At 55.1% G+C, this 21,877-nt stretch carries 21 protein-coding genes, 3 tRNA genes and 1 pseudogene; 11 read left to right on the forward strand and 14 right to left on the reverse strand.

Annotated features, from left to right (window positions below):
• Positions 1-470: 470 nt before the first annotated feature.
• Together QCD60_RS28585 and QCD60_RS28590 are read right to left on the reverse strand one after the other, a co-directional pair.
• Positions 471-1,157 (reverse strand): annotated as a pseudogene (locus QCD60_RS28585) (CRISPR-associated endonuclease Cas3''); the annotation flags it as partial.
• A gap of 120 nt (positions 1,158-1,277) precedes the next feature.
• Positions 1,278-1,772: a WYL domain-containing protein gene (locus QCD60_RS28590; RefSeq protein ID WP_279790680.1), complete on the reverse strand. Its 495-nt coding sequence runs from the start codon at positions 1,770-1,772 to the stop codon at positions 1,278-1,280.
• Between the two features lie 626 nt (positions 1,773-2,398).
• On the opposite strand from QCD60_RS28590, the gene QCD60_RS28595 reads away from it, so the two are divergent.
• Entirely contained in the window at positions 2,399-3,190 is a 792-nt protein-coding gene (locus QCD60_RS28595; protein WP_104153853.1) for an enoyl-ACP reductase, read from the forward strand.
• Positions 3,191-3,378: 188 nt separating this feature from the next.
• Positions 3,379-3,999 (forward strand): uridine kinase, encoded by a 621-nt coding sequence (udk, locus tag QCD60_RS28600; protein WP_104153854.1) that lies wholly within the window; start codon positions 3,379-3,381, stop codon positions 3,997-3,999.
• A gap of 91 nt (positions 4,000-4,090) precedes the next feature.
• On the opposite strand, the gene QCD60_RS28605 is transcribed toward udk, so the two are convergent.
• The 3 genes from QCD60_RS28605 to QCD60_RS28615 all read right to left on the reverse strand — a co-directional run bounded on the left by QCD60_RS28605 (position 4,091) and on the right by QCD60_RS28615 (position 7,978).
• The gene (locus QCD60_RS28605; RefSeq protein WP_279790685.1) at positions 4,091-4,780 is read right to left on the reverse strand and encodes a gamma-glutamylcyclotransferase; all 690 of its coding nucleotides are present in this window, start codon (positions 4,778-4,780) and stop codon (positions 4,091-4,093) included.
• Between the two features lie 250 nt (positions 4,781-5,030).
• Positions 5,031-6,353 (reverse strand): 30S ribosomal protein S12 methylthiotransferase RimO, encoded by a 1,323-nt coding sequence (gene rimO / locus QCD60_RS28610; protein WP_110187728.1) that lies wholly within the window; start codon positions 6,351-6,353, stop codon positions 5,031-5,033.
• A 164-nt stretch (positions 6,354-6,517) separates the two neighbouring features.
• Positions 6,518-7,978, reverse strand: a complete 1,461-nt coding sequence (locus tag QCD60_RS28615) for a TrkH family potassium uptake protein (protein ID WP_279790688.1) — start codon at positions 7,976-7,978, stop codon at positions 6,518-6,520.
• Positions 7,979-8,304: 326 nt separating this feature from the next.
• On the opposite strand from QCD60_RS28615, the gene QCD60_RS28620 reads away from it, so the two are divergent.
• Complete coding sequence (locus tag QCD60_RS28620; protein ID WP_279790690.1) at positions 8,305-9,150, forward strand: methylenetetrahydrofolate reductase; 846 nt, start codon at positions 8,305-8,307, stop codon at positions 9,148-9,150.
• Positions 9,151-9,170: 20 nt separating this feature from the next.
• Here QCD60_RS28620 and QCD60_RS28625 read toward each other — a convergent pair whose 3' ends face one another.
• Positions 9,171-10,829: a sigma 54-interacting transcriptional regulator gene (locus QCD60_RS28625; protein WP_279790692.1), complete on the reverse strand. Its 1,659-nt coding sequence runs from the start codon at positions 10,827-10,829 to the stop codon at positions 9,171-9,173.
• A gap of 237 nt (positions 10,830-11,066) precedes the next feature.
• Here QCD60_RS28625 and megL point away from each other — a divergent pair, with 237 nt between their 5' ends.
• Together megL and QCD60_RS28635 are read left to right on the forward strand one after the other, a co-directional pair.
• Positions 11,067-12,272, forward strand: a complete 1,206-nt coding sequence (gene megL / locus QCD60_RS28630) for a methionine gamma-lyase (protein WP_279790695.1) — start codon at positions 11,067-11,069, stop codon at positions 12,270-12,272.
• A gap of 96 nt (positions 12,273-12,368) precedes the next feature.
• Positions 12,369-13,124, forward strand: a complete 756-nt coding sequence (locus tag QCD60_RS28635; RefSeq protein ID WP_279790697.1) for a TerC family protein — start codon at positions 12,369-12,371, stop codon at positions 13,122-13,124.
• Between the two features lie 72 nt (positions 13,125-13,196).
• Here QCD60_RS28635 and QCD60_RS28640 read toward each other — a convergent pair whose 3' ends face one another.
• On the reverse strand, positions 13,197-13,787 hold the full coding sequence (locus tag QCD60_RS28640; RefSeq protein WP_279790699.1) for a hypothetical protein: 591 nt from the start codon (positions 13,785-13,787) through the stop codon (positions 13,197-13,199).
• 369 nt (positions 13,788-14,156) lie between these two features.
• Here QCD60_RS28640 and QCD60_RS28645 point away from each other — a divergent pair, with 369 nt between their 5' ends.
• The 3 genes from QCD60_RS28645 to QCD60_RS28655 all read left to right on the forward strand — a co-directional run bounded on the left by QCD60_RS28645 (position 14,157) and on the right by QCD60_RS28655 (position 15,020).
• The gene (locus tag QCD60_RS28645) at positions 14,157-14,435 is read left to right on the forward strand and encodes a DUF4031 domain-containing protein (protein ID WP_279790701.1); all 279 of its coding nucleotides are present in this window, start codon (positions 14,157-14,159) and stop codon (positions 14,433-14,435) included.
• Positions 14,436-14,603: 168 nt separating this feature from the next.
• Positions 14,604-14,744 carry a hypothetical protein gene (locus tag QCD60_RS28650; RefSeq protein ID WP_279790703.1) on the forward strand — a complete coding sequence of 47 codons (141 nt, stop codon included), beginning with the start codon at positions 14,604-14,606 and terminating at the stop codon, positions 14,742-14,744.
• A 75-nt stretch (positions 14,745-14,819) separates the two neighbouring features.
• Positions 14,820-15,020, forward strand: coding sequence for a hypothetical protein (locus tag QCD60_RS28655; RefSeq protein WP_279790705.1), 201 nt, complete (start codon positions 14,820-14,822; stop codon positions 15,018-15,020).
• A gap of 37 nt (positions 15,021-15,057) precedes the next feature.
• Here the strand turns inward: QCD60_RS28655 and QCD60_RS28660 are convergent.
• The 6 genes from QCD60_RS28660 to QCD60_RS28685 form a co-directional block, all read right to left on the reverse strand.
• Positions 15,058-15,144: transfer RNA gene (locus tag QCD60_RS28660), tRNA-Leu, on the reverse strand.
• A 61-nt stretch (positions 15,145-15,205) separates the two neighbouring features.
• Positions 15,206-15,279 (reverse strand) — tRNA-Cys (locus QCD60_RS28665).
• A 56-nt stretch (positions 15,280-15,335) separates the two neighbouring features.
• Positions 15,336-15,411: transfer RNA gene (locus QCD60_RS28670), tRNA-Gly, on the reverse strand.
• A 151-nt stretch (positions 15,412-15,562) separates the two neighbouring features.
• Positions 15,563-16,117 (reverse strand): CDP-diacylglycerol--glycerol-3-phosphate 3-phosphatidyltransferase, encoded by a 555-nt coding sequence (gene pgsA / locus QCD60_RS28675; RefSeq protein ID WP_279790707.1) that lies wholly within the window; start codon positions 16,115-16,117, stop codon positions 15,563-15,565.
• Positions 16,107-18,026 carry an excinuclease ABC subunit UvrC gene (uvrC, locus tag QCD60_RS28680; protein ID WP_347950286.1) on the reverse strand — a complete coding sequence of 640 codons (1,920 nt, stop codon included), beginning with the start codon at positions 18,024-18,026 and terminating at the stop codon, positions 16,107-16,109. Before uvrC ends, pgsA begins: the two co-directional genes overlap by 11 nt.
• Positions 18,027-18,085: 59 nt before the next feature.
• The gene (locus QCD60_RS28685; RefSeq protein ID WP_146074267.1) at positions 18,086-18,349 is read right to left on the reverse strand and encodes an excinuclease ABC subunit C; all 264 of its coding nucleotides are present in this window, start codon (positions 18,347-18,349) and stop codon (positions 18,086-18,088) included.
• 177 nt (positions 18,350-18,526) lie between these two features.
• Here QCD60_RS28685 and QCD60_RS28690 point away from each other — a divergent pair, with 177 nt between their 5' ends.
• Positions 18,527-19,330, forward strand: a complete 804-nt coding sequence (locus QCD60_RS28690) for a response regulator (RefSeq protein WP_104153867.1) — start codon at positions 18,527-18,529, stop codon at positions 19,328-19,330.
• A 49-nt stretch (positions 19,331-19,379) separates the two neighbouring features.
• The gene (locus QCD60_RS28695) at positions 19,380-20,219 is read left to right on the forward strand and encodes a DUF1853 family protein (RefSeq protein WP_279790710.1); all 840 of its coding nucleotides are present in this window, start codon (positions 19,380-19,382) and stop codon (positions 20,217-20,219) included.
• Here QCD60_RS28695 and QCD60_RS28700 read toward each other — a convergent pair whose 3' ends face one another.
• A complete protein-coding gene (locus QCD60_RS28700) occupies positions 20,220-21,095 on the reverse strand; it encodes an NAD(P)-dependent oxidoreductase (RefSeq protein WP_279790712.1) in 876 nt (291 codons plus the stop codon).
• A gap of 173 nt (positions 21,096-21,268) precedes the next feature.
• Between QCD60_RS28700 and QCD60_RS28705 the strand changes: the two genes are divergently transcribed.
• On the forward strand, positions 21,269-21,790 hold the full coding sequence (locus QCD60_RS28705) for a TlpA disulfide reductase family protein (RefSeq protein WP_279790714.1): 522 nt from the start codon (positions 21,269-21,271) through the stop codon (positions 21,788-21,790).
• Positions 21,791-21,877: the final 87 nt, after the last annotated feature.

The raw sequence follows: 21,877 nt of genomic DNA on the forward strand, positions 1-21,877 counted from the left end.
TGCCCTGTTACGGACTGCATAAAGTCTTCTGATAGATGGCGGGCACCGTGGGCCAGAATCAGTGAAGGCTGTTGTCCTGACTGGTAGAGGCGCTGGTAGCATGCAGCCATGCGGCGATACATGGCATTAGCGGTGGCCATAGTCGGCAGGCCGACATAAAGCCCATCGGCCAGCCCGGCACTGATCAGCCGATGCACCAGCACCATTGCGGCTTCGGTTTTACCCGCCCCTGTCACGTCTTCCAGAATAAATAACTGCGGTTCATCGGGAATCGGTACCTGAATGGCATGGTGCTGCAACGGTGTAGGGGTCTGGATAAAGGGGAAGAGCTGCTCGATGCCGACAAAAGGCTCTGGCTGTGCAGGCGTGATACCCGCATGAGCAATCGCCTGAGTGGCGGCGGGCAGTGCGACGTCATGCCAGTACTGGTCGAGCGCCATGGGCGTGGTGTAGTAGTGAAAAAACGCCCGGTTAGAGCCCTGCCAGTCCGCCAGCACGGCTAATCCGGCCAACTGCCATGAGCAGGCTTTAAGTGTCTTCCCTACCGCTTTATCCAGCAGCAACGCCGTATCTTCAGGTAATAACCAGTGTTGCCACATTTGTCTTACAAAGACGGATGCAGCCTCCCGATCATCCTGATGAAAGTAATTCGGCAGATGTAGTGCTGTTCGCTGTGGCGGCTGGCCATGGTGGCCCGTGACAATTTCAAACCAGCTATCGAGCTGATTGCTGACGCGGACGTGCTCCACCGGCACATCAAGCAGCTCCGCCAACAGCGCCTGAATGCCATTATCGCGGTCACGCCACAGCTGATAGCCCAGTGAGTCATGACGCACGTTAGCGTAAGAGTAACTGGCCTCTGCATTGGCAAGCGCACGAAGAATATCGGGGCGTAGCCCCTGAAAAGCCCGGGCAAACTTTCCGAGATCATGCAAGCAGAGAAAGAAGACAAAAATACGGCGTAACTGCTCAGCCGGGATACCCAGCTGCGCCGCCCAGCGCTGGCACCAGGGGAACTCGTCAGACAACAACACCCAGCCGCAGGCGGCTACATCCAGACTGTGATAAGGCAGCAAGTGGTATGGTTCTGTTCCCTGTTCATCCGGCTTTCGGGCCTTGCCCCAGTAGCGGAAAATCAACGCAATATCGATGCTCATGTGTCACGTCCTCTGCCCTGTCCACGTCCACCATTCCACATCCTGGGCTATTCACCGATATGTGAATTAATACAGGTCAACTAAATTGACATTACCTGCGTCTTCGCGCCCTCAAGCCGTTCAATACAGCCACTGCTCAATGTCGCGTTTATTGACAAGCACCAGTTGCTGAGCCTCAGGCAGGGCATCGAGGAACTTGATATTGACCCCCATCTGTTTGATCAGGTAATTGGCCAGAGCGGCACGTTCGCGGATGATCAGCCTGCCGTCGCTCATGCCGTATTCCTGCTCTAGTGCCCGCTGCCGCTCTGGTGCCAACCGGCTGTCTGGCGCAAAAACCAGCTCTACCCAGGTGTGCCAGGCATGATCATGCTGTGGCGAGGGAATCTCTCGGCTATCGTCGACACTGGCCGAACGGGTACGGGCCAGCACAAAGTCCCGATATTCCTGCCGTGCCAGGCACCATGCCCGCGCATGCCAGCGCCCTGCGGCCAGCACCAGCGCGTGGGGGGCAATAATGCGCTCCTCGGTGGTATTGGTGACGGAGGCATAGTCGATGTCGGCCGCGAGGCCAAAGGTCAGCGCATGCACGATGGGCCTGAGTGTCTGCGGCAATATATTGCGGCGCCACCTGCAGGTGATGACGTGGAATACCCTGCAGCCATTGCAGGTACTCGTCAGCCTCACCGCTGATAAAGCGAGAAGTAAAGGTGACAGAGGGGAGATAGGCTTTGTGCGTATAGGAATAGTCGAGATTGTCAGGCAGCTGCTCCCGGTAACTACCGAGTACTTTACTGGCCTGCTGGCGCGACAGATGAAATTCGCGCTCCAGATAGCTAACGTTGACGCGCCCTTCCCAGTAGGCCAGTAGCTCTATCAGCCAGTAGCGCTGGTCGTGCTCATTCTTTGCCATTTATCCTCCTGCTAACAACGCAGTCCATGTGCTGCAATTGCGTACACACAGGACATATAAACAGGAAACTTTAGTGGCACCAACGCCTTTCCTCCATGTTAAATGCGGGTCCTTTGATGATTAGCCGAAGCCTCTCCCTACAACCTTAGTCTGACGCTACGGTCGCCAATATCGGCAACTTCCGCTATACTTCGCCAATTCTGCCCGCGCCATGCGGGCCTTGGCGGCTGTGGGTAGAGCGGTAGCAGACATCAGCATTCTCTGTGGTTCAGGAGAGATACCGACGTCAAACCCGGCCTTTTGCGTTCTTCGTGACTAAGGTAGCAACATGGGTTTTCTGCAAGGTAAACGCTTCCTGATCGTTGGTGTCGCCAGCAAGATGTCAATCGCCTATGGCATTGCTGAAGCCATGCACCAGCAAGGTGCAGAACTGGCTTTCACCTATCAGAACGACAAGCTTAAAGAGCGGGTGATTGGCTTTGCCGAACAGTGGGGATCGAATCTGGTGTTCCCGCTGGATGTCGCCAGTGATGAGCAGATTGCCGAAGCCTTTACCCTGCTGCGTCAGCACTGGGATTATCTTGATGGCGTTGTCCACGCCGTGGCGTTCGCCCCCGGTGAAGCACTGGATGGCGACTTTACCGATGCCACCAGTCGCGATGCCTTCCGCATCGCTCACGATGTAAGCTCCTACAGTTTCACCGCTCTGGCACGGGAAGCCCGCCCACTGCTGCAAGGCCGTAATGGTGCCCTGCTGACACTGAGTTATCTGGGCGCGGTTCGCACCATGCCCAACTACAATGTCATGGGTCTGGCCAAGGCCAGCCTCGAAGCCAATGTGCGCTATCTGGCAACCAGCCTTGGCCCTGAAGGCATCCGCGTTAACGGTATCTCTGCTGGTCCAATCCGCACACTGGCGGCATCCGGTATTAAGAGCTTCCGCAAGATGCTTGATTACAACGAGAAGCGCACTCCCCTGCGTCGTAACGTGACCACTTCCGAAGTGGGTAACGTGGCCGCCTTCCTCTGTTCCGATCTTGCCTCGGGCATCACCGGTGAAATCACCTATGTGGATGCAGGCTTCAATATCACCGCCATGGGCGCGATTGATCAGGAATAGCACAAACGATAACCCGCGGCGGCAGCCGACACCCCCTTCAGTTGGTTGCCGCCCACCTTTTTGTTCAGACTGATGCATGCTGCCCTTGTGCAGCCAGTCGCGGAAGCGGCAACGTCAGTTCAGGTGTGTGGCAGATCGGCATTTCCGGTCTACCCTGTATTTATCCTCCTTCATTCAGCTGCTTCACTATGCCTACTAGCAACACGGTCATTATTGGAATTGCGGGCGCCTCGGGATCAGGCAAGAGTTCTTTTTCAGATGCACTGCTGCATGAGTTCGGCTCGGCACAGATCACCATTCTTCGTGAAGACAGTTACTACAAAGACCAGACTCATCTGGCCATGGAGGAGCGGGTCAAGACCAACTACGACCACCCCGATGCCTTTGATCACGATTTGCTTCTGACCCAACTGCAGCAGGCGCTGCAGGGCGAGCCGGTCAACGTGCCGGTCTACGACTACAAGCTGCATACCCGCGCCGCCGAAGTGCAGCCGCTGCCTGCCTGCAAGATCATCATCCTTGAAGGTATCCTGATCTTCACCGATGCCCGCCTGCGTAACCTGATGCACACTCGTATCTATATGGATACCCCGCTGGACGTCTGCCTGCTGCGCCGCCTGCAACGGGATGTGAATGAGCGTGGACGAACGCTGGATTCCGTTCTGGAGCAATATCAGGCCACCGTACGGCCGATGTTCATGAAGTACATCAACCCCTCCAAGGAACATGCCCATCTCATCGTTCCGGGGGGTGCGCGCAATCGGGTAGCGATTGATCTGGTAAGAGCACGTCTGCGGGAAATGCTGTGACTGCGCATCCCGTCTGAACCGCATCAAGCCTGCTCAGACAGCCAAAAACCAAAGGGGGCCATGGCCCCCTTTGGTTTTTCCACAAACGCTATTACTGCCCCTGCTGACAACGGCGCACCTGACAGGCCAGCTGCTCCAGCTCTCCGTCATTGATACCGCTTTGCCGAAGCCCTTCGCAGGTGTGGAACAGATAGTCTGCGGCTGAGCCCAGCGCCCCCGCAGCCAGCGACAGCCGACGCACGATCTCACTCTCACACAGATCACCGGCATATTGCTGACCTGCATGATCAATGGTGAACGCCAGTGCGTGGCCAAAGCAGTTACCCGCCACATCAGCAACAGGCAACCAGCGGGGAATATAGGCTCCCGATACCATTTCCCGCCGCCAGAGCATGCGCAGCTCCGGCTCGGCCAGTTGCGGCTCCAGTCGATAGGCCACACCAGTACAGCTGCCACCATGATCAAGCGCCAGCACCAGTCCCGGCTGAGATGGTGAACCACGCCCTGCCGTTACTGACAGGCAAAAGGAGCGATGCCAGTCATGAATGGTACCCACGCGTTTTTCAGCATGGTGGATCGTCGGATTCCAGATCAGTGAGCCGTAGGCAAAGAGCCACACATCGCCTGCAGGCCTGCTGGCCAGCGTGGCCTGTAACGACACTTCACGCTCCTGCTCGGTGAGGATGCGATGCCCCGGCGAGTCACGCGCAACCATGGCTTCGACACCGCCGCTTTCCATCAGCAGCCGGTCAAGTACATGGGGGTGACTGGGATTCGTCATAACGTACACTGCCTCACTCTGCCCCTTCGGGGCTCAGCTGTGGATCATTTTTTAACCAAACAGATAATAAGTAGAACCATGGTAAACCATCTGTCCGGGATGACCAGTGCAGTAATGATGCCTAAAACGACAAAGTCTATTGCTTTAAATACAAAAAAGGGCAAACCCATGGTCGCCCTTTTCACTATGACTTACGAAGGTATTCAGCTCGTGCTCACGATCCCGTGTAGCCGGATCGTAACTGACGCTCTTAACGCAGGGAGCCCCACAGATCGTGCTCATCGGCATCTTCGACCACTGCCTTAACGAACTGGCCGGGCTGCAGATGTGTGGCGCCATCAAGGAAGATCTGACCGTCGATGTCAGGAGCATCAGCCTTGGTACGACCCACAGCGCCTTCTTCCACGACTTCATCAATCAATACATCCACTTCACGACCGATTTTTGCGGCCAGCTTGCGGGTGCTGATTTCAGCCTGCTTTTCCATAAAGCGTGCCAGACGTTCCTGTTGCACTTCTTCAGGAATCAGCGGTGCGATGTCATTGGCCACCGCACCCTCTACGGGTGAGTAGGCAAAGGCGCCAACACGGTCCAGCTGTGCTTCGTCAAGGAAGTCGAGCAGCTCCTGAAACTCGGCTTCGGTCTCGCCGGGAAAGCCAACGATAAAGGTGCTGCGCAGGGTGATATCCGGGCAGATACTGCGCCAGGCCTGGATACGCTCCAGCGTTTTCTCTGCCGCTGCCGGGCGCTTCATCGCCTTCAGTACACGCGGGCTGGCATGCTGGAAGGGAATATCCAGATAAGGCAGGATCTTGCCTTCTGCCATGAGCGGAATGACAGAATCCACGGAGGGATAGGGATAGACATAATGCAGGCGTACCCATACGCCCATGCTGCCCAGCGCTTCGCAGAGCTCAGTCATGCGGGTCTTGACCGGACGGCCCTGCCAGAAACCGGTACGGTACTTCAGATCAACACCGTAAGCAGATGTGTCCTGAGACACCACCAGCAGCTCCTTGACGCCCGCCTTGACCAGACGCTCCGCTTCATCCAGCACATCACCCACCGGACGGCTGACCAGATCACCGCGCAGTGATGGAATGATGCAGAAAGTGCAGCGATGGTTGCAGCCTTCGGAAATCTTCAGATAGGAATAATGACGTGGTGTCAGTTTGATGCCCTGTGGTGGCACCAGATCGATAAAGGGGTTGTGATCCTGTTTGGGGGGCAGGTATTCATGCACGGCGTTAACCACCTGCTCATACTGCTGCGGACCGCTCACGCTCAGTACAGACGGATGTACTTTGCGGATATCTTCTTCCTTGCCACCCATGCAACCGGTGACGATGACCTTGCCATTCTCTTTGATGGCCTCGCCGATAGCATCAAGGGACTCAGCCTTGGCTGCATCGATAAAGCCACAGGTGTTGACTACCACCAGGTCGGCGTCCTGATACGTCGGCACAACTTCGTAGCCTTCGGTTCTCAGCTGGGTCAGGATCCGCTCAGAATCGACGAGGGCCTTGGGACAGCCGAGACTAATGAATCCGACCTTGGGATTTGTAGCACTCATGTTGGTATGGAAGCTCTTCTATCACGGTTTTGGAGAGGCGCGCATTCTACCTGATTTTTTGCAGACGAGGTACTGAATGGCAGCGTCATTTTGTACAAAAAATAGACGACTCTTACCCCCTGCTGAAGATGCTCTGCCCCTTCAGACATACCGCTCCACCCTCGTCAGTAGCGCCAGAATGTGCGGGAGAAGACGACGATCAGCGGGAATATCTCCAGCCGGCCAAAAAGCATGGCGGCGCACATCAGCCACTTGCTCACGTCATTGAGGCCACCAAAACCGGCTGCGGTGGCACCGTAACCAATCCCCATATTGTTGATGCAGGCCGCCACCGTGCCAAAGGCAGTCATCACGTCATTGCCAGCCACCACCAGTGCCCAGGTAAACAGGCAGGTGAAAAAGATATAGAGGAAAAACAGCCCCCAGACCGACTTGATCACCCGCTCGGAGATGGCACGCCCGCCGACCTTGGCAACATAGACGGCACCGGGATGGATAAGCTGGCGGATTTCATGGCTGCTTTGCCTGCGCAGAATCAGAAAACGCAGCGCCTTGATGCCACCACAGGTCGACCCCACACAGCCACCAAAAAAGCTGGCGCCAAACAGCAGGAGCACCGTGTCCTGTGACCAGTCGGGAAAGCCGGCACTGCCGAGCCCGTTGTCAGTCATTACCGAAACAGCCTGAAAGAAACCATGTACCAGTGCTTCGCGCCCGTTGAACAGGCCGGAGTGGTAGAGCGAAAAACAGGTGTAACCCACTACTAAGGTGACGATCAGGGCAAAAAAGCGGAACTCTGCATCACGCAGGACAGGCAGCAGGCTGCGCCGCCGTAACACCACAAAATAAAGTGCGAAGTTGACCGCAGCGAGAATGGACAGCACCCCGGCCACACACTCAATGGCATCGCTGTGGTAATAGCCCAGACTGTCGCCATGGGTCGAGAAGCCTCCCAGTGAAACCGTCGACAGGCTATGGCAGAGCGCATCAAACCAGTCCATGCCTGCCAGCCGGAAAGCCAGGGTTCCGGCCAGAGCCAGGCCGGAGTAAATCATCCACAGATGTTTGGCGGTGTCGGCCAGTCGCGGAGTCAGGCGCTCCTCCTTCAAGGGGCCCGGTAGTTCGCCCTGATACAGCTTGGCGCCGCCAATCCCCAGCATGGGCAGAATGGCAATGGCCAGCACGATAATGCCAAGCCCGCCGAGAAAGTTGAGCTGCGCGCGGTAATACAGAATGGATTTGGGCTGGTCATCGATGTTGTCGAGGATGGATGCGCCCGTCGTGGTAATCCCGGAAATCCCTTCAAACAAGGCATCGGTCACGGAGAGCTGCAGGCGCTGATCAAACCAGAACGGCAAGGCGCTGACGCTGGAAAACACACACCAGAACAACACCACGACCAGAAAGCCATCACGGGTCTTCAGATCACCGCGATAGCGCGACGTCAGCCCCCACAGCAACAGGCCACAACTAAAGGCACCAGCAAAGGTCTTGAGGAACGCATACAGATCACTCTCACCGTACAGCAGCCCCATCAGGGCAGGTACCAGCATCGACAGGCTGTAAATAATGATGAGAAATCCGCAGAGGTGAAGAACGGTGTAAAAACGAGCGCGTCGCAGCATAGGTCTCAGGCAGGCATGGAAATATTCACTACAGGCATCCACCACAGCCGGAAAGGCTCGCCAGGTCTGCCAGAACTCCCACTCACAGTAGGGCTACACGCCAATTCTGTCGCGTAAAATTAGCGTAAAAAATGCCTGATCATTCAGTCTGTTCAGGGGCAACTTTAATGCCCTTCATAGAACTCCTGAGAATAATGAAATTTACTGACCTGATACCTTTGTTCTAAGATGCCCTACACAATAAAGGGAACGTCGGAGTACTCTACCCGGCAGACCTGAAGAATATCCCCAAACCTGTGCCGATTTATTTTGGGAGCCCGTCAACCATGAGTAAGCCAAATTTCAGTCTGGAAGTATTTCCTCCCAAAACTGCTGCAACAACTCTTTCGCTGTGGAAAGCCAGCCAGGAGCTGGCCCCCTTCAAGCCTGAATTTATCTCCGTGACCTGTGGCGCGGGTGGCAACGCCCCTGGCGACACCACCAAAGAGGTGGCACTGGTGATGGCGCAACAGGCGCATTGCCCGGTCGCCGCGCACATGACCTGCGTCAGCGGTAGCCGTGAGGAGCTGCTGCAACTGGCCAGGGACTACTGGCAGAGCAATATCCGTCACATTGTCGCCCTGCGTGGTGACATGCCCGGTCAGGAGCGTTACACCCCGCGTACTGACGGCTTTGCCTATGCCGATGAGCTGGTAGCCGCGCTGAAGGAAGTAGCGGATTTCGACATTTCGGTAGCCGGCTACCCTGAGGGCCACCCTGACTCCAGCTCGATGGACAAGGAGCTGGAGTATCTGAAGAAGAAGTCCGATGCCGGTGCCAACCGCATCATCACCCAGTTCTTCTTCGACCCTGAGGTCTTCCTGCGTTATCGCGACCGGGTTGCTGCTGCCGGCATCAAGGCTGAAGTCGTGCCAGGCCTGCTGCCCGTACTGAACTTCAAGAAAATGACCGCCTTCGCCGCACGCTGCCAGACCTCAGTCCCGGAGTTTCTGCACAAGATGTTTGAAGGCGTGGAAGCTGAAGACATCGATCATCGTCTGCTGGCCATGAACATTCTCAGTCACCAGATCACTCGTTTGCATACGGAAGGTGTCAACTTCTTCCACCTCTACACCCTGAACGAGTCGATGCTGACTCGTCACGTCTGCCGCTGGATTCGCTCAGCGTTCTGACGGTCACCCAAGCTGAAGCGTCAACGAATATCGTAACGCTTCAGCTTGCGGGCAATCTTGGCATGGGAAGTCTGCAGCCGTTGTGCCAGACGCCGCGTTGAAGGGTACAAAGGCCACAGGTTGGCCAGTAGCCTAGCCTCGTAGGCCTCCAATGCCTGATCCAGCCCCTGCACAGCCTCCAGTTCACGCTCCGCACCAGCCCCACCTTTACTCGAAACGTCCGGCAGGGGCGGCATAGCTGCATACACCTCGGAATCCGCAGGTGGCTCATCGCCATGTGTCAGGCGACGCCCTTCCAGGCCACCCATGGCCAGCTGGGCAATATCTATTTCCACCTGACTGGCAGGCTGATCCTGTTGCTCCAGCAACGCCGCCGAGCGAAATATCACGTTCTGCAGCTGACGAATGTTACCGGGCCAGGGCGCTTCGCACAGTTGTCGCAGTGCCTCACGGCTCAGAGTTGGCTTGCTACAGTTCAGCTGCTCTGCGGCGCGACGCAGAAAGTAATCGGCCAGCAGAGGAATGTCTTCCCGCCGTTGTCGCAAGGGGGGCAAATGTAAATTGAGCACATTGAGGCGATAAAACAGATCAGCACGAAACTCGCAGGAATCCGCCATAGCCTCAAGATCACGATGGGTAGCGCAGAGAATGCGCACATCCACCCTGAGTTCGCTGGTTCCACCGATGCGACGAAAACGCAGATCCTGCAGAAAGCGCAGTAACTTGGCCTGCAGATAGGGGGACATTTCCCCGATTTCATCAAGAAAAATCGTGCCCTTGTCGGCCAGCTCGAACAACCCCGGCTTCCCTCCCCTCTGCGCTCCGGAAAAGGCCCCCGCCGCGTAGCCGAACAGTTCGCTTTCCAGCAGGTTTTCCGCCAGGGTTGCGCAGTTGATGGCAAGAAATGGCGCACTGGCGCGCGGACCGGCCTCATGCAGGGCGCGGGCAAGCAGCTCTTTTCCCGTGCCCGTCTCTCCCAGAATCATGACAGGCAGATCCAGTGCAGCAAACTTCAGCGTCTGTCGCTGCAACGCCAGCATGGCAGGTGAAATGCCAATGATAGTATCGATGCCCTCACCGTGCGTCGCCTTAACCGATGACAGTTGCTGGCCGATACGTTGCGGGCTGCGAAGGACCATGACGGCACCGTTCAGCTGCCCGTGGCTGATCACCGGCTGGATATCCAGCAGATAAGTACCGCCTTCAGGGAGCACTTCCACGGTTGCGCCGTCCTGCCGCAGCAGTGCTTCCAGGTCCAGACCCATACCGGCATTGCCGATGACCCGGCTGACAGGTATCTGCTCCAGCTGCTCTCTGGCGGCTCCAAACGCATCGGCCGCCGCTGCGTTCAAATGCAGAATGTCACCTTCACTATCCAGATCAATGATCGGATCAGGCAAGCGCGACAGCAGCATGTCCAGATGCTGACGACGTCGCTCACTGGGCAACAGATCGATCTGACGGACCGCCTGCACACCGGGCAGCACCAGCATCTGCTGCTGCAGCTGGAGCCATTGGTCCGGTTGCGCATCGCAGGAAACAAAGGCGTGACAGGGAATCACTTCCAGCGCCTGAATATTGCACTGGTTTTGCGCCAGCACCCTGAGAATTTCCAACGCCATGCCCAGGCGATCTTCGGCTTGAATGTCGAGTTTCATTGTTTTTTTAACTCTGGCCATTGAGACTGCTGGCCAAGAGTGTCACATATTTAATACATGTATCAAATCAGAAACACGTTTTTCACCCACATCCAGCCAATTTCATCTGTTTCAGCACCTTTGCTGTCTCACCTCTAATACAACCTCACTTACCTTTCCCCAAAAAAACTCATAACTATTTGATTTTAAATAATTTTTAAAAAGAGGTACGACCCTTGCTGAAAGCACTCTGGTTACAACAAAAACAATAGGCACATCATGTCCAAGCACCACAGCACCGCACACCTACCCCACCTGCATCCAGAGACGCTGGCCATCCACGCTGGTCGCATCAATGACGAGCAGTTTGGCTCTCTTGCCACCCCTCTGTATCAAACCTCGACTTTTATCTTTGATTCCGCTGCTCAGGGTGCGGCGCGTTTTGCCGGGGAGGAGGATGGCTACATTTACAGTCGCCTGGGCAACCCCACGACGCGGCAGCTGGAACAACGTGTGGCAGCGCTGGAAGGCACTGAAGACGCGGCAGCTACTGCAACAGGGATGGCTGCCGTGTCCGCCTGCCTGCTGGCCAATCTGTCTGCAGGAGATCACCTGATTGCTTCCGATGCGCTCTACGGCTGCAGCTTTGCCCTCATCAGCCATATGCTGACGCGCTTCGGCATTGAAGTCAGTTTCATTGACATGACCAACCATCAGGCGATTGAGGGAGCACTACGCCGCAACACCAAAGCCATTTTTCTGGAAAGCCCCATCAACCCCAATCTGGTCGTGGTTGATCTGGCCTTTGTCGGCCACTTTGCACGCAGCCACAATCTGCTGGCCATCTGCGACAATACGTTCCTCACCCCTCTGCTGCAGCAACCAGCACAATTTGGTTTTGATCTGATCGTGCATAGCGCTACCAAGTACCTCAACGGCCATGGCGATGTGGTCGCCGGTATTATCTGCGGCTCGGCAGAGATGATCCGTCACATCAAGCTGACAGCACTGAAGGACATTGGCGGCACCATGAGCCCACACGATGCCTGGCTGATCACTCGAGGCCTGAAAACCCTGCCTGTGCGTATGGAACGACACTGCCAGAATGCCCAGCAGGTGGCAGAGTTTCTCGAACAGCAGCCTAAAGTGGAAAAAGTGCACTATCCCGGCTTAGCCAGTCATTCTGGCCATCGTTTTATCGGCACACAGATGCGCGCTGCGGGCGGCGTTATTGCTTTCGAGCTGCGTGGCGGTTTGGCAGAGGGTGAACGCTTTATCAACCACACTCACCTGTTCCATATCGCAGTCAGCCTGGGTGATGCAGAGTCGCTGATTCAGCATCCCGCCAGCATGACACACTCGCCCTACACCGCAGAGGAGCGTCATGCCGCCGGCATCAGCGATGGCCTGATTCGCATATCGGTGGGGCTGGAACATGCCGATGATCTGATTGCAGACTTGCAACAGGCGTTAGATCAGCTGTAGCTCCCCAACAAGGCGACAGACAAGTAACGCAGTGAAGCTACCCGACGCCGGTCCGCTCGGGTAGCATGGCGAGGTTTTCATTGCAGAGCCTGCCCGATGTTTGAATGGATTATGGAGCCCCAGGCCTGGGTCTCACTGTTTACTCTTGTCGCCCTGGAAATTGTTCTGGGTATCGACAACATAATTTTCCTCTCCATTCTGGTTGGTCGCTTGCCTCCTGAGCAGCGCCAGCAAGGGCGCATCATTGGGCTGGGCCTGGCAATGCTGACCCGTATTGCGCTGCTGCTATCTCTCAGCTGGGTAATGAGCCTGACCACTCCGTTGTTCAGCGTCCTCGCACAGGAAATCTCCGGGCGAGATATTATCCTGATCCTCGGCGGCTTGTTCCTGATCTGGAAAAGCACACACGAGATTCACAACTCGCTGAATGAAGCTGACGAAGGCGACTCGCCCTCCAGAAGCCAGGCAGGCTTTCTGCTGGTGGTCATTCAAATCGCCATTATTGATATCGTTTTTTCATTAGACTCGGTGATTACGGCCGTGGGCCTGGCTGATCATGTTCCGGTCATGGTGATTGCCATTATGATTGCAGTCGTGGTGATGATGCTGGCATCCAAGGCGATTGGCGATTTCGTCGATGCCAACCCGACTATCAAGATGCTGGCTCTCAGTTTTCTGATTCTGGTGGGGATGGCGTTATTCGGCGAAGGCCTGGATATGCACATTCCCAAGGGCTATATCTATTTCGCCATGGCTTTCAGTGTGCTGGTGGAGCTGCTGAACATTCGCCTGCGCAAGGGCTCAGAGAAAGCGGTGAAGCTGAGCAAAGGTTCACCAGACGAGATCCTCTGAGTCAGTGACGTATACGAAGGAGGTACAATGGGAACCTCCTTCTCACTCTCGCACTACCTGCGGTCTGTGACGTCATAACCCACCGGCCAGGACAATCCCGGTCACCAGCAAGGCAAAAGCCGACAACCCCCAGGCTGACCAGCACACAAAACGGGTCCATTGTGACCTGGCCTTTGCCGCAGCATAGTCAGCCGTAGCATCCCAGTACACCAACAGATCGACCTCGTCTTCAGCCGATGTCATGGCAGCGTCAGCCTGTTCTGCTCGTGGCTGATCGGCATCGTTAAACGCCTGTCGGTGAAATGCGGCAGCAGATCTTGCCTGCTGGACTATCGCAGGCTGCTGCAGTTGCTCAGCTAATGCAGCAAGCTTGTCATTCGCCTGAATAAGGAAGTGATGCAGCAAGGTGGCATAGGTTAAATCAGAGTGGTAATGACCTTGCTTGAAGAAGTCACTGGCAGCGTTATCCACAATAATCTGGGCGGCCTGCAGCGCTTCCTGCACGTTGCCTGCCCGTGTGAGTGCCAGCGGATATTCAAATAACACCGCAGGGCTGTAGTTGGTGGTGGACAGCTTGATGAGCTCAAATGCCCTGGCAGCACTCTCAATCGCCTTACTGAAGTTGCCAGCCATTTTCAACTCTGCGGCACAGATACGATGCACAGCAATCTCACGATCTATGGCGCTTCGCCCACTCAGAGGTGTAGCCAGAGCGTATTTTCTGGATCTGCTTGATGTCATTTCGGCAAGGCACACTGCGACCTCCACACACTCCACTCATGCATACCAATATCGAACTGGAACGACACTCCTGGCACATCTGGGAAGCACGCTTCCCTATCCAGAGACAACAGCGCCAAAGAGTATAGTCACCGTTTCACAATCCACCCAGCCAGTCGCCATAGTTCTTTTGCAGTATTGTTAAGGCTGTAAAAAATATTTATGACAACTGAACCAACGCGGTAAGTTGCAGCTTGCTACAGGCAACGTTATAGATGTGCATCCCCACGACCCGAGTATGGGCTGGTAGTCATGAGTGTTTATGTAGACAGTGCCAATATTCCCTTTCGCGATACGCTGATGTGCCATATGGTCGCCGACTCTGAAGAGGAGCTGCATGCCATGGCCACGTCATTGGGAATGGAGCGCTGCTGGCACCAGAAGCCAGGGACTCACCACAGCCACTACGATATTCCTATCGCAAAGAAGGCAGCGGCATTACGTTTGGGAGCCATCGAAGTCAGCCGCCGTCAGCTGGCTATGTTCTTACGCCAGCGCCGCAGAACACTCTCGCTGGATGCCAGTTATTAGAGGAAGGAAAGGCTGGCTCGCGGAGGCCTGCTGCCAATTGAACCCGCCTCATGCGACCTATGTCGCATTTGCATACAATCTACAAATTCGACTACTCTCCTTCTGACCCAGCTGTTCGGGCACAATTCGCTCCGGCCTGCCCGGATGTCATTTTCGAAGGAGTGGCCCATGCGTATAGGAAATACACTGCCGGCTTTTACGGCAGAAGAGGCACAGCATGAACAGGCGATTGCCAATAAATTATTGTTTTTGCTTGTTCTGGTCGCGGTCTGTGTAGGTGGTCTCCTGACCATAGCCGTCAGTGTGTAAACAGAGACTCGCAAAAAACCCTCCTTGTGAGGGTTTTGTCGTTTAAGGCAGCAAAATGAATAAGAGAATCAGGCCTTGAGCGACAATAAACAGAAACTAACCCCCCCCTTCGCAATTGCAAAGAAAAATGGCGGAAAGGTTTTAACTCAGATTTGGGAATTGCGGAAAAAATCAGAGAAAAAAAGAAAGCCTACCAAGGTAGGCAAACAAATACTGAGGGAACTGGTTCACTCTCGCGCCGATCAAAAACCAAAAAAAATCACTTATCAGCATTAGAACGAGAGATATAGAAGATAGTATCGATGATGAGATATGGTGCCTGGAACCGGAATCGAACCGGTACGACCTAAAGGTCGAGAGATTTTAAGTCTCTTGTGTCTACCTATTTCACCATCCAGGCAAGGATGCTTGCATATCATACGCAATGTTATGCGTTACAAGCTTTACCATCGATGAAGAATTGGAGGCTGGAGTCGGAATCGAACCGGCGTTCACGGAGTTGCAGTCCGCTGCATGACCACTCTGCCATCCAGCCTCGGATAGCATGACCAATTTCTTGGCCTATTCCTGAAGATCAACCTCGTTAGAAGTTGGAGCGGGAAACGAGACTCGAACTCGCGACCCCGACCTTGGCAAGGTCGTGCTCTACCAACTGAGCTATTCCCGCATGAAGCAGTTTGTTGCGCTTCGGGGGCGTATTATAGAGATCTGCCCCTCACTGTCAACACTCATTTCTCAGAAAATTTTCTTGTGTGATAACGACTTACCGAAGCCAGTCCCAAGCCTGTGCGATAAGCATCACACAGGCGGCATCCGTTTTAAGCCTTACCCATCAACATTGGCCAGGCAGCCTTCATATAGATCAGCATCGACCACAGGGTAAGTAGTGTTGCTATATATAACCCGGCAATCCCCACCCAGCTTTCCCACGACCCTGGCAGAAATGCCAGCAACACAATCAGTGCCCCCATTTGTGCCGTCGTCTTGATCTTCCCGATAAAAGACACGGCCACACTGGCACGCTTGCCCAACTCCGCCATCCACTCTCGCAAGGCCGAGATAAGAATTTCCCGCCCGATAATGACGCAGGCAGGAAGTGTGACCCAGGGCGTGGCATAAGACTCCACCAGCATCACCAGAATGACGGCGACCATCAGCTTGTCCGCTACTGGGTCAAGGAAGGCGCCAAAGGGGGTGGCCTGATTCCACTTACGGGCAAGGTAGCCATCAAACCAGTCAGTGGCCCCAGCCAGCATGAAGATCAAGGCGCTGACCCACGGAGCCCAGCTGAATGGCAAATAGAACACGACAACAATCACCGGGATCAGAACAACCCGAAATGCCGTCAGTAAATTGGGCAGATTAAGAATCATGCTGCGTTTCAACCCCTCCCGGGTGCAGGTGATCGTAGATATCCTGGGCCAGCTGCTGACTGATCCCATCCACTTTGCATAGTTCTGCAATACTGGCGTGACGCACCCCCTGGATGCCGCCAAAATGTCGGTAAAGCGCTTGCCGCCGCTTTGGCCCCACCCCGGCAATATCTTCCAGTGTGGACACGCGTCTGGCCTTATCACGTCGGGCACGATGCCCAGTGATGGCAAAACGGTGAGCTTCGTCGCGAATCTGCTGGATCAGGTGCAACGCCGGTGAAGCGCGATCCAGTACCAGCGGCGCATTCTCCCCCTCCAGCCACAAGGTTTCCAGCCCCGGCTTACGAGTTGGTCCCTTGGCTACCCCCAGCAGTTGCATGGATTCAATGCCCAGCTCAGCCAGCACCTCACGTGCCTGGGTCATTTGCCCTTTGCCACCATCGACCAACAACACATCAGGCAATCGCTCACCTTCCTTCGTAAGGCGCCCATAGCGACGACTCAGTGCCTGGTGCATGGCTGCATAGTCATCACCGGCCTCGACACCTTCAATGTTGAAACGCCGATAGGCACTTTTAGCTGCCCCCTGGGGATTAAATACCACGCATGATGCGACCGTTGCTTCGCCAAAACTGTGGCTGATATCAAAACATTCCACCCGCTGTGGCAACTCATCCAGCCCCATGGCCTCCTGCAACGCAACAAAGCGCTGCAGCATGTTGTCTTTGCCAGCCAGATAAGCGGCGAGGTTCTCCTGCGCATTGGTCAGTGCCAGCTTCAACCATTGCGTTTTGTCACCACGCTGCGGGCAACTCAGAGAAATACGCCGCCCCACTTGCTCCTGCAATGCATCAGCAATGACATCAGCGTCTTCAGGCAAATGGCTGAGCAACACTTCGCGAGGGTATTCCCGGCCCGAGGTACTGAGATAGAACTGCGGCAGGAAAGCAGACAGCAACTCCGGCTCAGTGGCCTCCACGCTTAACTGCGGGTAGTAGGTACGCGAGCCCAGTATGCGCCCCTGCCTGACGTAAAGCACATGTACACAGCCACCGCCCGGGCGCACATCGGCCGCAAACACATCGGCATCACCGGTCTGGCCATCAACATATTGCTGTTCCTGCACTTTCTGCAGGCTGATGATCTGATCGCGATAGCTGGCAGCCTGCTCGAAAGCCAATGACGCCGAGGCCTTTTCCATATCCTGCTGCAGCTCTTCCATCAAAGTGCGGTTGCGCCCTTCAAGGAACATGACGGCATGCTGCAGATCACGGTCGTAGTCTTCAGTACTGATGTATTCCACACAGGGCGCAGTACAGCGTTTGATCTGATACTGCAGACAAGGACGTGAGCGGTTGTTGAACACCGAATCTTCACAGGTACGCAGCCGGAACACCTTCTGCATCAACTGCAGGCTGTCGCGTACGGCACTGCTGCTGGGAAAAGGTCCGAAATAGCGCCCTTTCCGCCGCTGCGGTCCGCGGTGAAAGCGAATAGCCGGATAATCTTCCACCGTCGACAGGTAGATGTACGGATAGGACTTATCATCACGCAGCAGGATGTTGTACTGCGGTCGATACTTCTTGATGAGATTCTGTTCGAGTAACAGCGCTTCCGTTTCACTGTTGGTAACGGTGAACTGCACACGGGCAATACGCTTGACCAGCGATTGCGTCTTCGGCGACAGGCCAGTGTTACGAAAATAGCTACTGACCCTGGACTTCAGATCTGCCGCCTTGCCCACGTAGAGGATCTGATCAGCCTGATCAAGCATCTGATAGACGCCGGGCTTGCGAGGCATATTGGCCAGCAGTGACGTTACATCCAGGCGCTGTGGTGCCTGATCCAGTGACATGGGTTCAGTCACGTTGTCGGGGAGATCAGATGGTAGTGAGTGATTTACCGTCATACTTCTTTATATCCAGCCACGGCACTGAGCTTACGCACCGCAGCAGTGTGAGCATTGAGTCATCTGGTCCCGCTGACTGACGAGGCCGGACTATAGCTTCGTTTGCGCTGCATGAACTCTTCCGCTGCTTCGGCAAATAACGAAGAGAGGGTGGCTCGCGACCAGTCAGAGATCCCCGCCCCTTCGGACAACGAGACCTCGAGGTATACGCTGATCTCTGCGTAGTAAAACAGCAGGCTTTCATAACTGCGGGCGCGCTTGAGATTCTGCAAGGAGATGCTGGCGCCATTCACGAGGATCTGATTGATATCTGTTTCTGACATGCCACTGGCCAAATAGGACACGCTGTGTCTAAGATGAATGCACGCAGACTTTAACAGATTTCCTATCACTTCACTCGTGCAACGCTTTGTGCCTGTATCAGTGCAGACCGGAGTTAAAGTTGTAAAGGGCTACGGAACGCCGTCACTAAGAAGCAACAAGGCTACTGGATTCCGTTTATGGTTCATGAACTCGATTTTTCTCAGCTGGCGATACTGCTTATTGAGCCCTCCGCCCTGCAGCGCAAGCTTATCTGCGACGCCCTGCGCAAGGCAGGATGCAATGATATTGAATCAGTAGCGGACCTTCCCGAAGCGCTCCAGCACATTGAACGTTATCCTCCTGATCTGGTGATCAGCGCACTCTATCTACCTTCCGGCACAGGCACAGAGCTGATTGCCAGGATCAAGACGCTACCTGGCACTGATGATGTAGCGTTCATGCTGATATCCAGCGAGCAGAAAGTCGAACATCTTGATCCCATTCGGCAGGCGGGCGCCATTGCCATCCTGCCCAAGCCATTCACCATCGATGCGTTACGCAAGGCGCTTCAGGCCACCCTCGACTTCTTCAGCGCAGATGAATTGCTGTTTAGCCATTACGATGTGGCAGAGCTGCACGTCATGGTGGTAGATGACAGCACGCTGTCGCGCAATCATATCGCCCGCCTGCTGCACAACATGGGAATCAAGCATGTTCACGAAGCGGGCAACGGGGCAGAAGCCCTGGCACTACTGAGTGAAGTGCCTGCCGACATGGTCGTAACGGATTACAACATGCCTGAAATGGATGGTGCCGAGCTGATCAGCGGTATGCGTGAAGATCCGCAACTGAGCCACATTCCGGTATTGATGATTACGTCTGAACAGAGCCAGTCGCGCCTTAGTGCCATTCGTCAGGCAGGCGTGGACGCCATCTGTGACAAACCCTTTGACGTCAATGAGATGCGTCGTCTGCTGCACTTAATGCTGGATGATGACTGAACAGCCTCCCGCCCTGACCGATACTCACCATCCCACCATGCCGGGCAGAATGGCAGACCTGAAGTGGCTGCTGGACTGCCCGTCGCTGATGACAGGCCCCCACTGCTCAACCCTCTCTGAATGGCTCCCTGCCTATACACCGCCCTCACTACCGGCGTCACCCGCTCCGGCCAGACTCGGGCTCTATGCTGAGCAACTTTTGCATCATTATCTCGCCCACCATCCGGATGTTGAGCGTTTGCTCCACCCCCTGACGCTGAGGTATGAACGACGTACGCTGGGTGAGCTGGATTTTGTTCTGCTTCGCAGGGATGGTTTGTGCCTTCACATTGAGTTAGCGGTGAAATGGTACCTGTACGTGCCCGAGCGGCAACAACAAGGCTTGGATGCCTTTGTAGGCCCCGCTCAGCACGATACCTTGCAACGTAAGTGGCGCCACCTTTTAGGGAAACAGCTTCCTGTCGCACACAGTCCTTTGGCTACCGCACTGCTGAAGGAAAGGGGCTTCCCACCCATCAACCGCTCCATTGCCATCGTTCCTGGCCAGTTGTTTTATCCATCGAGTGAAAGCCACTGGTCCCAGACTATCGACAGTGAAATCGCTCCACACCATCGTCGGGGCTGGTGGGCTGCAGAACATGATCTGGATAAACTCGCCTGTCACCAACGGCGATATCGGGTGTTAAGCCATGCAATGTGGATGGCGGGAGCATCTCCCAGCGCAGAGGTACTACTTGATATAGGGCAGCTGCAGAAGCGATGTGCCGATTTATCGCGACCAGTCCAGATCGTTTGCTTCAGCCAGGTAGAACAGAGCTGGCAGGAGCAAAGCCGAGGTTTTATTGTGCCTCGGCTCTGGCGACAACAAGCCTGTGCACAGGCACTCTGATCAACGCTGTTTGAACGCATCCAGCCGTTTGATCAGGCTGGATGTATCCCAGCGCCCGCCACCCAGACTCTGCACTTCCGCATAGAATTGATCCACCAACGCGGTCAGCGGCAGATGAGCCCCCTGTTTACGCGCCTCATTGAGTGCAATGGAAAGATCCTTGCGCATCCAGTCAACAGCAAAGCCGTAATCGAATTTATCTTCCAGCATGGTCTTGGAGCGATTTTCCATCTGCCACGACTGAGCAGCCCCTTTGCTGATGACCTCAACCACAGCCTCAGCATCCAGACCTACCGTCTTGGCAAAATGCAAACCTTCCGATAGTCCCTGAACAATACCGGCAATGCATATCTGATTGACCATTTTGGCTAGCTGTCCGGCACCGACGTTTCCTAGCAGACGAGCCTGACGGGCAAAACAGCGAATCACGGGCTCAGCCCTGTCAAATACCTCCTGGTCACCCCCCACCATCACCGTCAGTACACCGTTTTCTGCCCCAGCCTGACCGCCTGAAACAGGGGCATCAAGAAAATAACTGCTCTGCTGCTGGGCTGCCTGATACAACTCACGAGCAACCTCTGCCGAGGCGGTTGTGTGGTCGACCAGAATGGCACCTGCCTTCAAACCTTTAAGCGCGCCCTGCTCGCCCAGAATGACTTCACGCAGGTCGTTATCATTACCCACACAACAGAACACGATATCTGCACCCTCTGCTGCGGCGGCAGGGGTGACGCCTAGCGTACCACCATAGGTTTCCACCCATGCCTCAGCCTTGCTTTGCGTTCTGTTATAAACCGCCACCTGGTGACCAGCCTTCTGCAAATGCCCAGCCATGGGATAACCCATTACACCCAGCCCGATAAAAGCGACGTTCATCGTTATGCTTACTCCCTAGGATTAATTACAGATGGGGAAGAGTTCAGCCGACCTGCCCGCACTCAACCGAGCAGATGAAGATACAGCCTACAATTTGAATGAGGACTTATGTATCACATATCCTATTGCCCACTTCAAATTTACTTCTGCCCCACGTTAGAGGTCTTAGCTTGATGTCCTGGCCAGTTCGTATCGCCCTGAGCATGTTCATGAGTGTGCTCTCCTTGCAACCGGTCTCTGCTCTGGCAGCGGATCTGAACGACATTACCGCCTCCGCAGTAGTCACTGAAAAGGGTGAGCAGCCCGACTGGTCAGCACTTCAGGGTAAATGGCTGCTGATAAACTTCTGGGCCACGTGGTGCCCACCCTGCGTACAGGAATTACCGGCGTTAGATCATCTCTATACCGCTCTGCATAAAGATATCCCGTTCGCAGTCGTTGCCATTAATCTTGGCGACCAACCTGAACAACTGTCCGCATTCTGGCAAAAGATGGCCTGGCATCCCGATATGCCAGTTATGAGTGATCCGGATAACAGCCTGTTATCCGCACTCAACCTGAGTGGCCTACCCAGCAGCTGGCTAGTAAATCCGCAGGGTCAGGTAGTGGAAAACATCACGGGAATCCGCCCCTGGGATGCGCCAGAGACCGTCAACAAGATCAAGGGACTGGTAGAAGGGACAGCGACACCCTGAAGGATACATGCAGGGCATCAAAACTCCGTCAGCAGGAAATACTGGAGGCAAGCTCTACTGACGCCCCCTCACAGCACTTCCTGCTGA

It is taken from the genome of Pokkaliibacter sp. MBI-7 (assembly GCF_029846635.1).
GTDB lineage: Bacteria > Pseudomonadota > Gammaproteobacteria > Pseudomonadales > Balneatricaceae > Pokkaliibacter.

Coding starts and splice junctions, on each gene's coding strand:
- uvrC (WP_347950286.1), bottom strand. CDS start 18,026: ATGACGGTAAATCACTCACTACCATCTGATCTCCCCGACAACGTGACT.
- QCD60_RS28700 (WP_279790712.1), bottom strand. CDS start 21,095: ATGAACGTCGCTTTTATCGGGCTGGGTGTAATGGGTTATCCCATGGCT.
- QCD60_RS28595 (WP_104153853.1), top strand. CDS start 2,399: ATGGGTTTTCTGCAAGGTAAACGCTTCCTGATCGTTGGTGTCGCCAGC.
- QCD60_RS28620 (WP_279790690.1), top strand. CDS start 8,305: ATGAGTAAGCCAAATTTCAGTCTGGAAGTATTTCCTCCCAAAACTGCT.
- QCD60_RS28635 (WP_279790697.1), top strand. CDS start 12,369: ATGTTTGAATGGATTATGGAGCCCCAGGCCTGGGTCTCACTGTTTACT.
- QCD60_RS28615 (WP_279790688.1), bottom strand. CDS start 7,978: ATGCTGCGACGCGCTCGTTTTTACACCGTTCTTCACCTCTGCGGATTT.
- udk (WP_104153854.1), top strand. CDS start 3,379: ATGCCTACTAGCAACACGGTCATTATTGGAATTGCGGGCGCCTCGGGA.
- QCD60_RS28650 (WP_279790703.1), top strand. CDS start 14,604: ATGCGTATAGGAAATACACTGCCGGCTTTTACGGCAGAAGAGGCACAG.
- QCD60_RS28690 (WP_104153867.1), top strand. CDS start 18,527: ATGGTTCATGAACTCGATTTTTCTCAGCTGGCGATACTGCTTATTGAG.
- QCD60_RS28685 (WP_146074267.1), bottom strand. CDS start 18,349: ATGTCAGAAACAGATATCAATCAGATCCTCGTGAATGGCGCCAGCATC.
- QCD60_RS28625 (WP_279790692.1), bottom strand. CDS start 10,829: ATGGCCAGAGTTAAAAAAACAATGAAACTCGACATTCAAGCCGAAGAT.
- rimO (WP_110187728.1), bottom strand. CDS start 6,353: ATGAGTGCTACAAATCCCAAGGTCGGATTCATTAGTCTCGGCTGTCCC.
- QCD60_RS28695 (WP_279790710.1), top strand. CDS start 19,380: ATGGCAGACCTGAAGTGGCTGCTGGACTGCCCGTCGCTGATGACAGGC.
- QCD60_RS28705 (WP_279790714.1), top strand. CDS start 21,269: ATGTCCTGGCCAGTTCGTATCGCCCTGAGCATGTTCATGAGTGTGCTC.
- QCD60_RS28605 (WP_279790685.1), bottom strand. CDS start 4,780: ATGACGAATCCCAGTCACCCCCATGTACTTGACCGGCTGCTGATGGAA.
- QCD60_RS28645 (WP_279790701.1), top strand. CDS start 14,157: ATGAGTGTTTATGTAGACAGTGCCAATATTCCCTTTCGCGATACGCTG.
- pgsA (WP_279790707.1), bottom strand. CDS start 16,117: ATGATTCTTAATCTGCCCAATTTACTGACGGCATTTCGGGTTGTTCTG.
- megL (WP_279790695.1), top strand. CDS start 11,067: ATGTCCAAGCACCACAGCACCGCACACCTACCCCACCTGCATCCAGAG.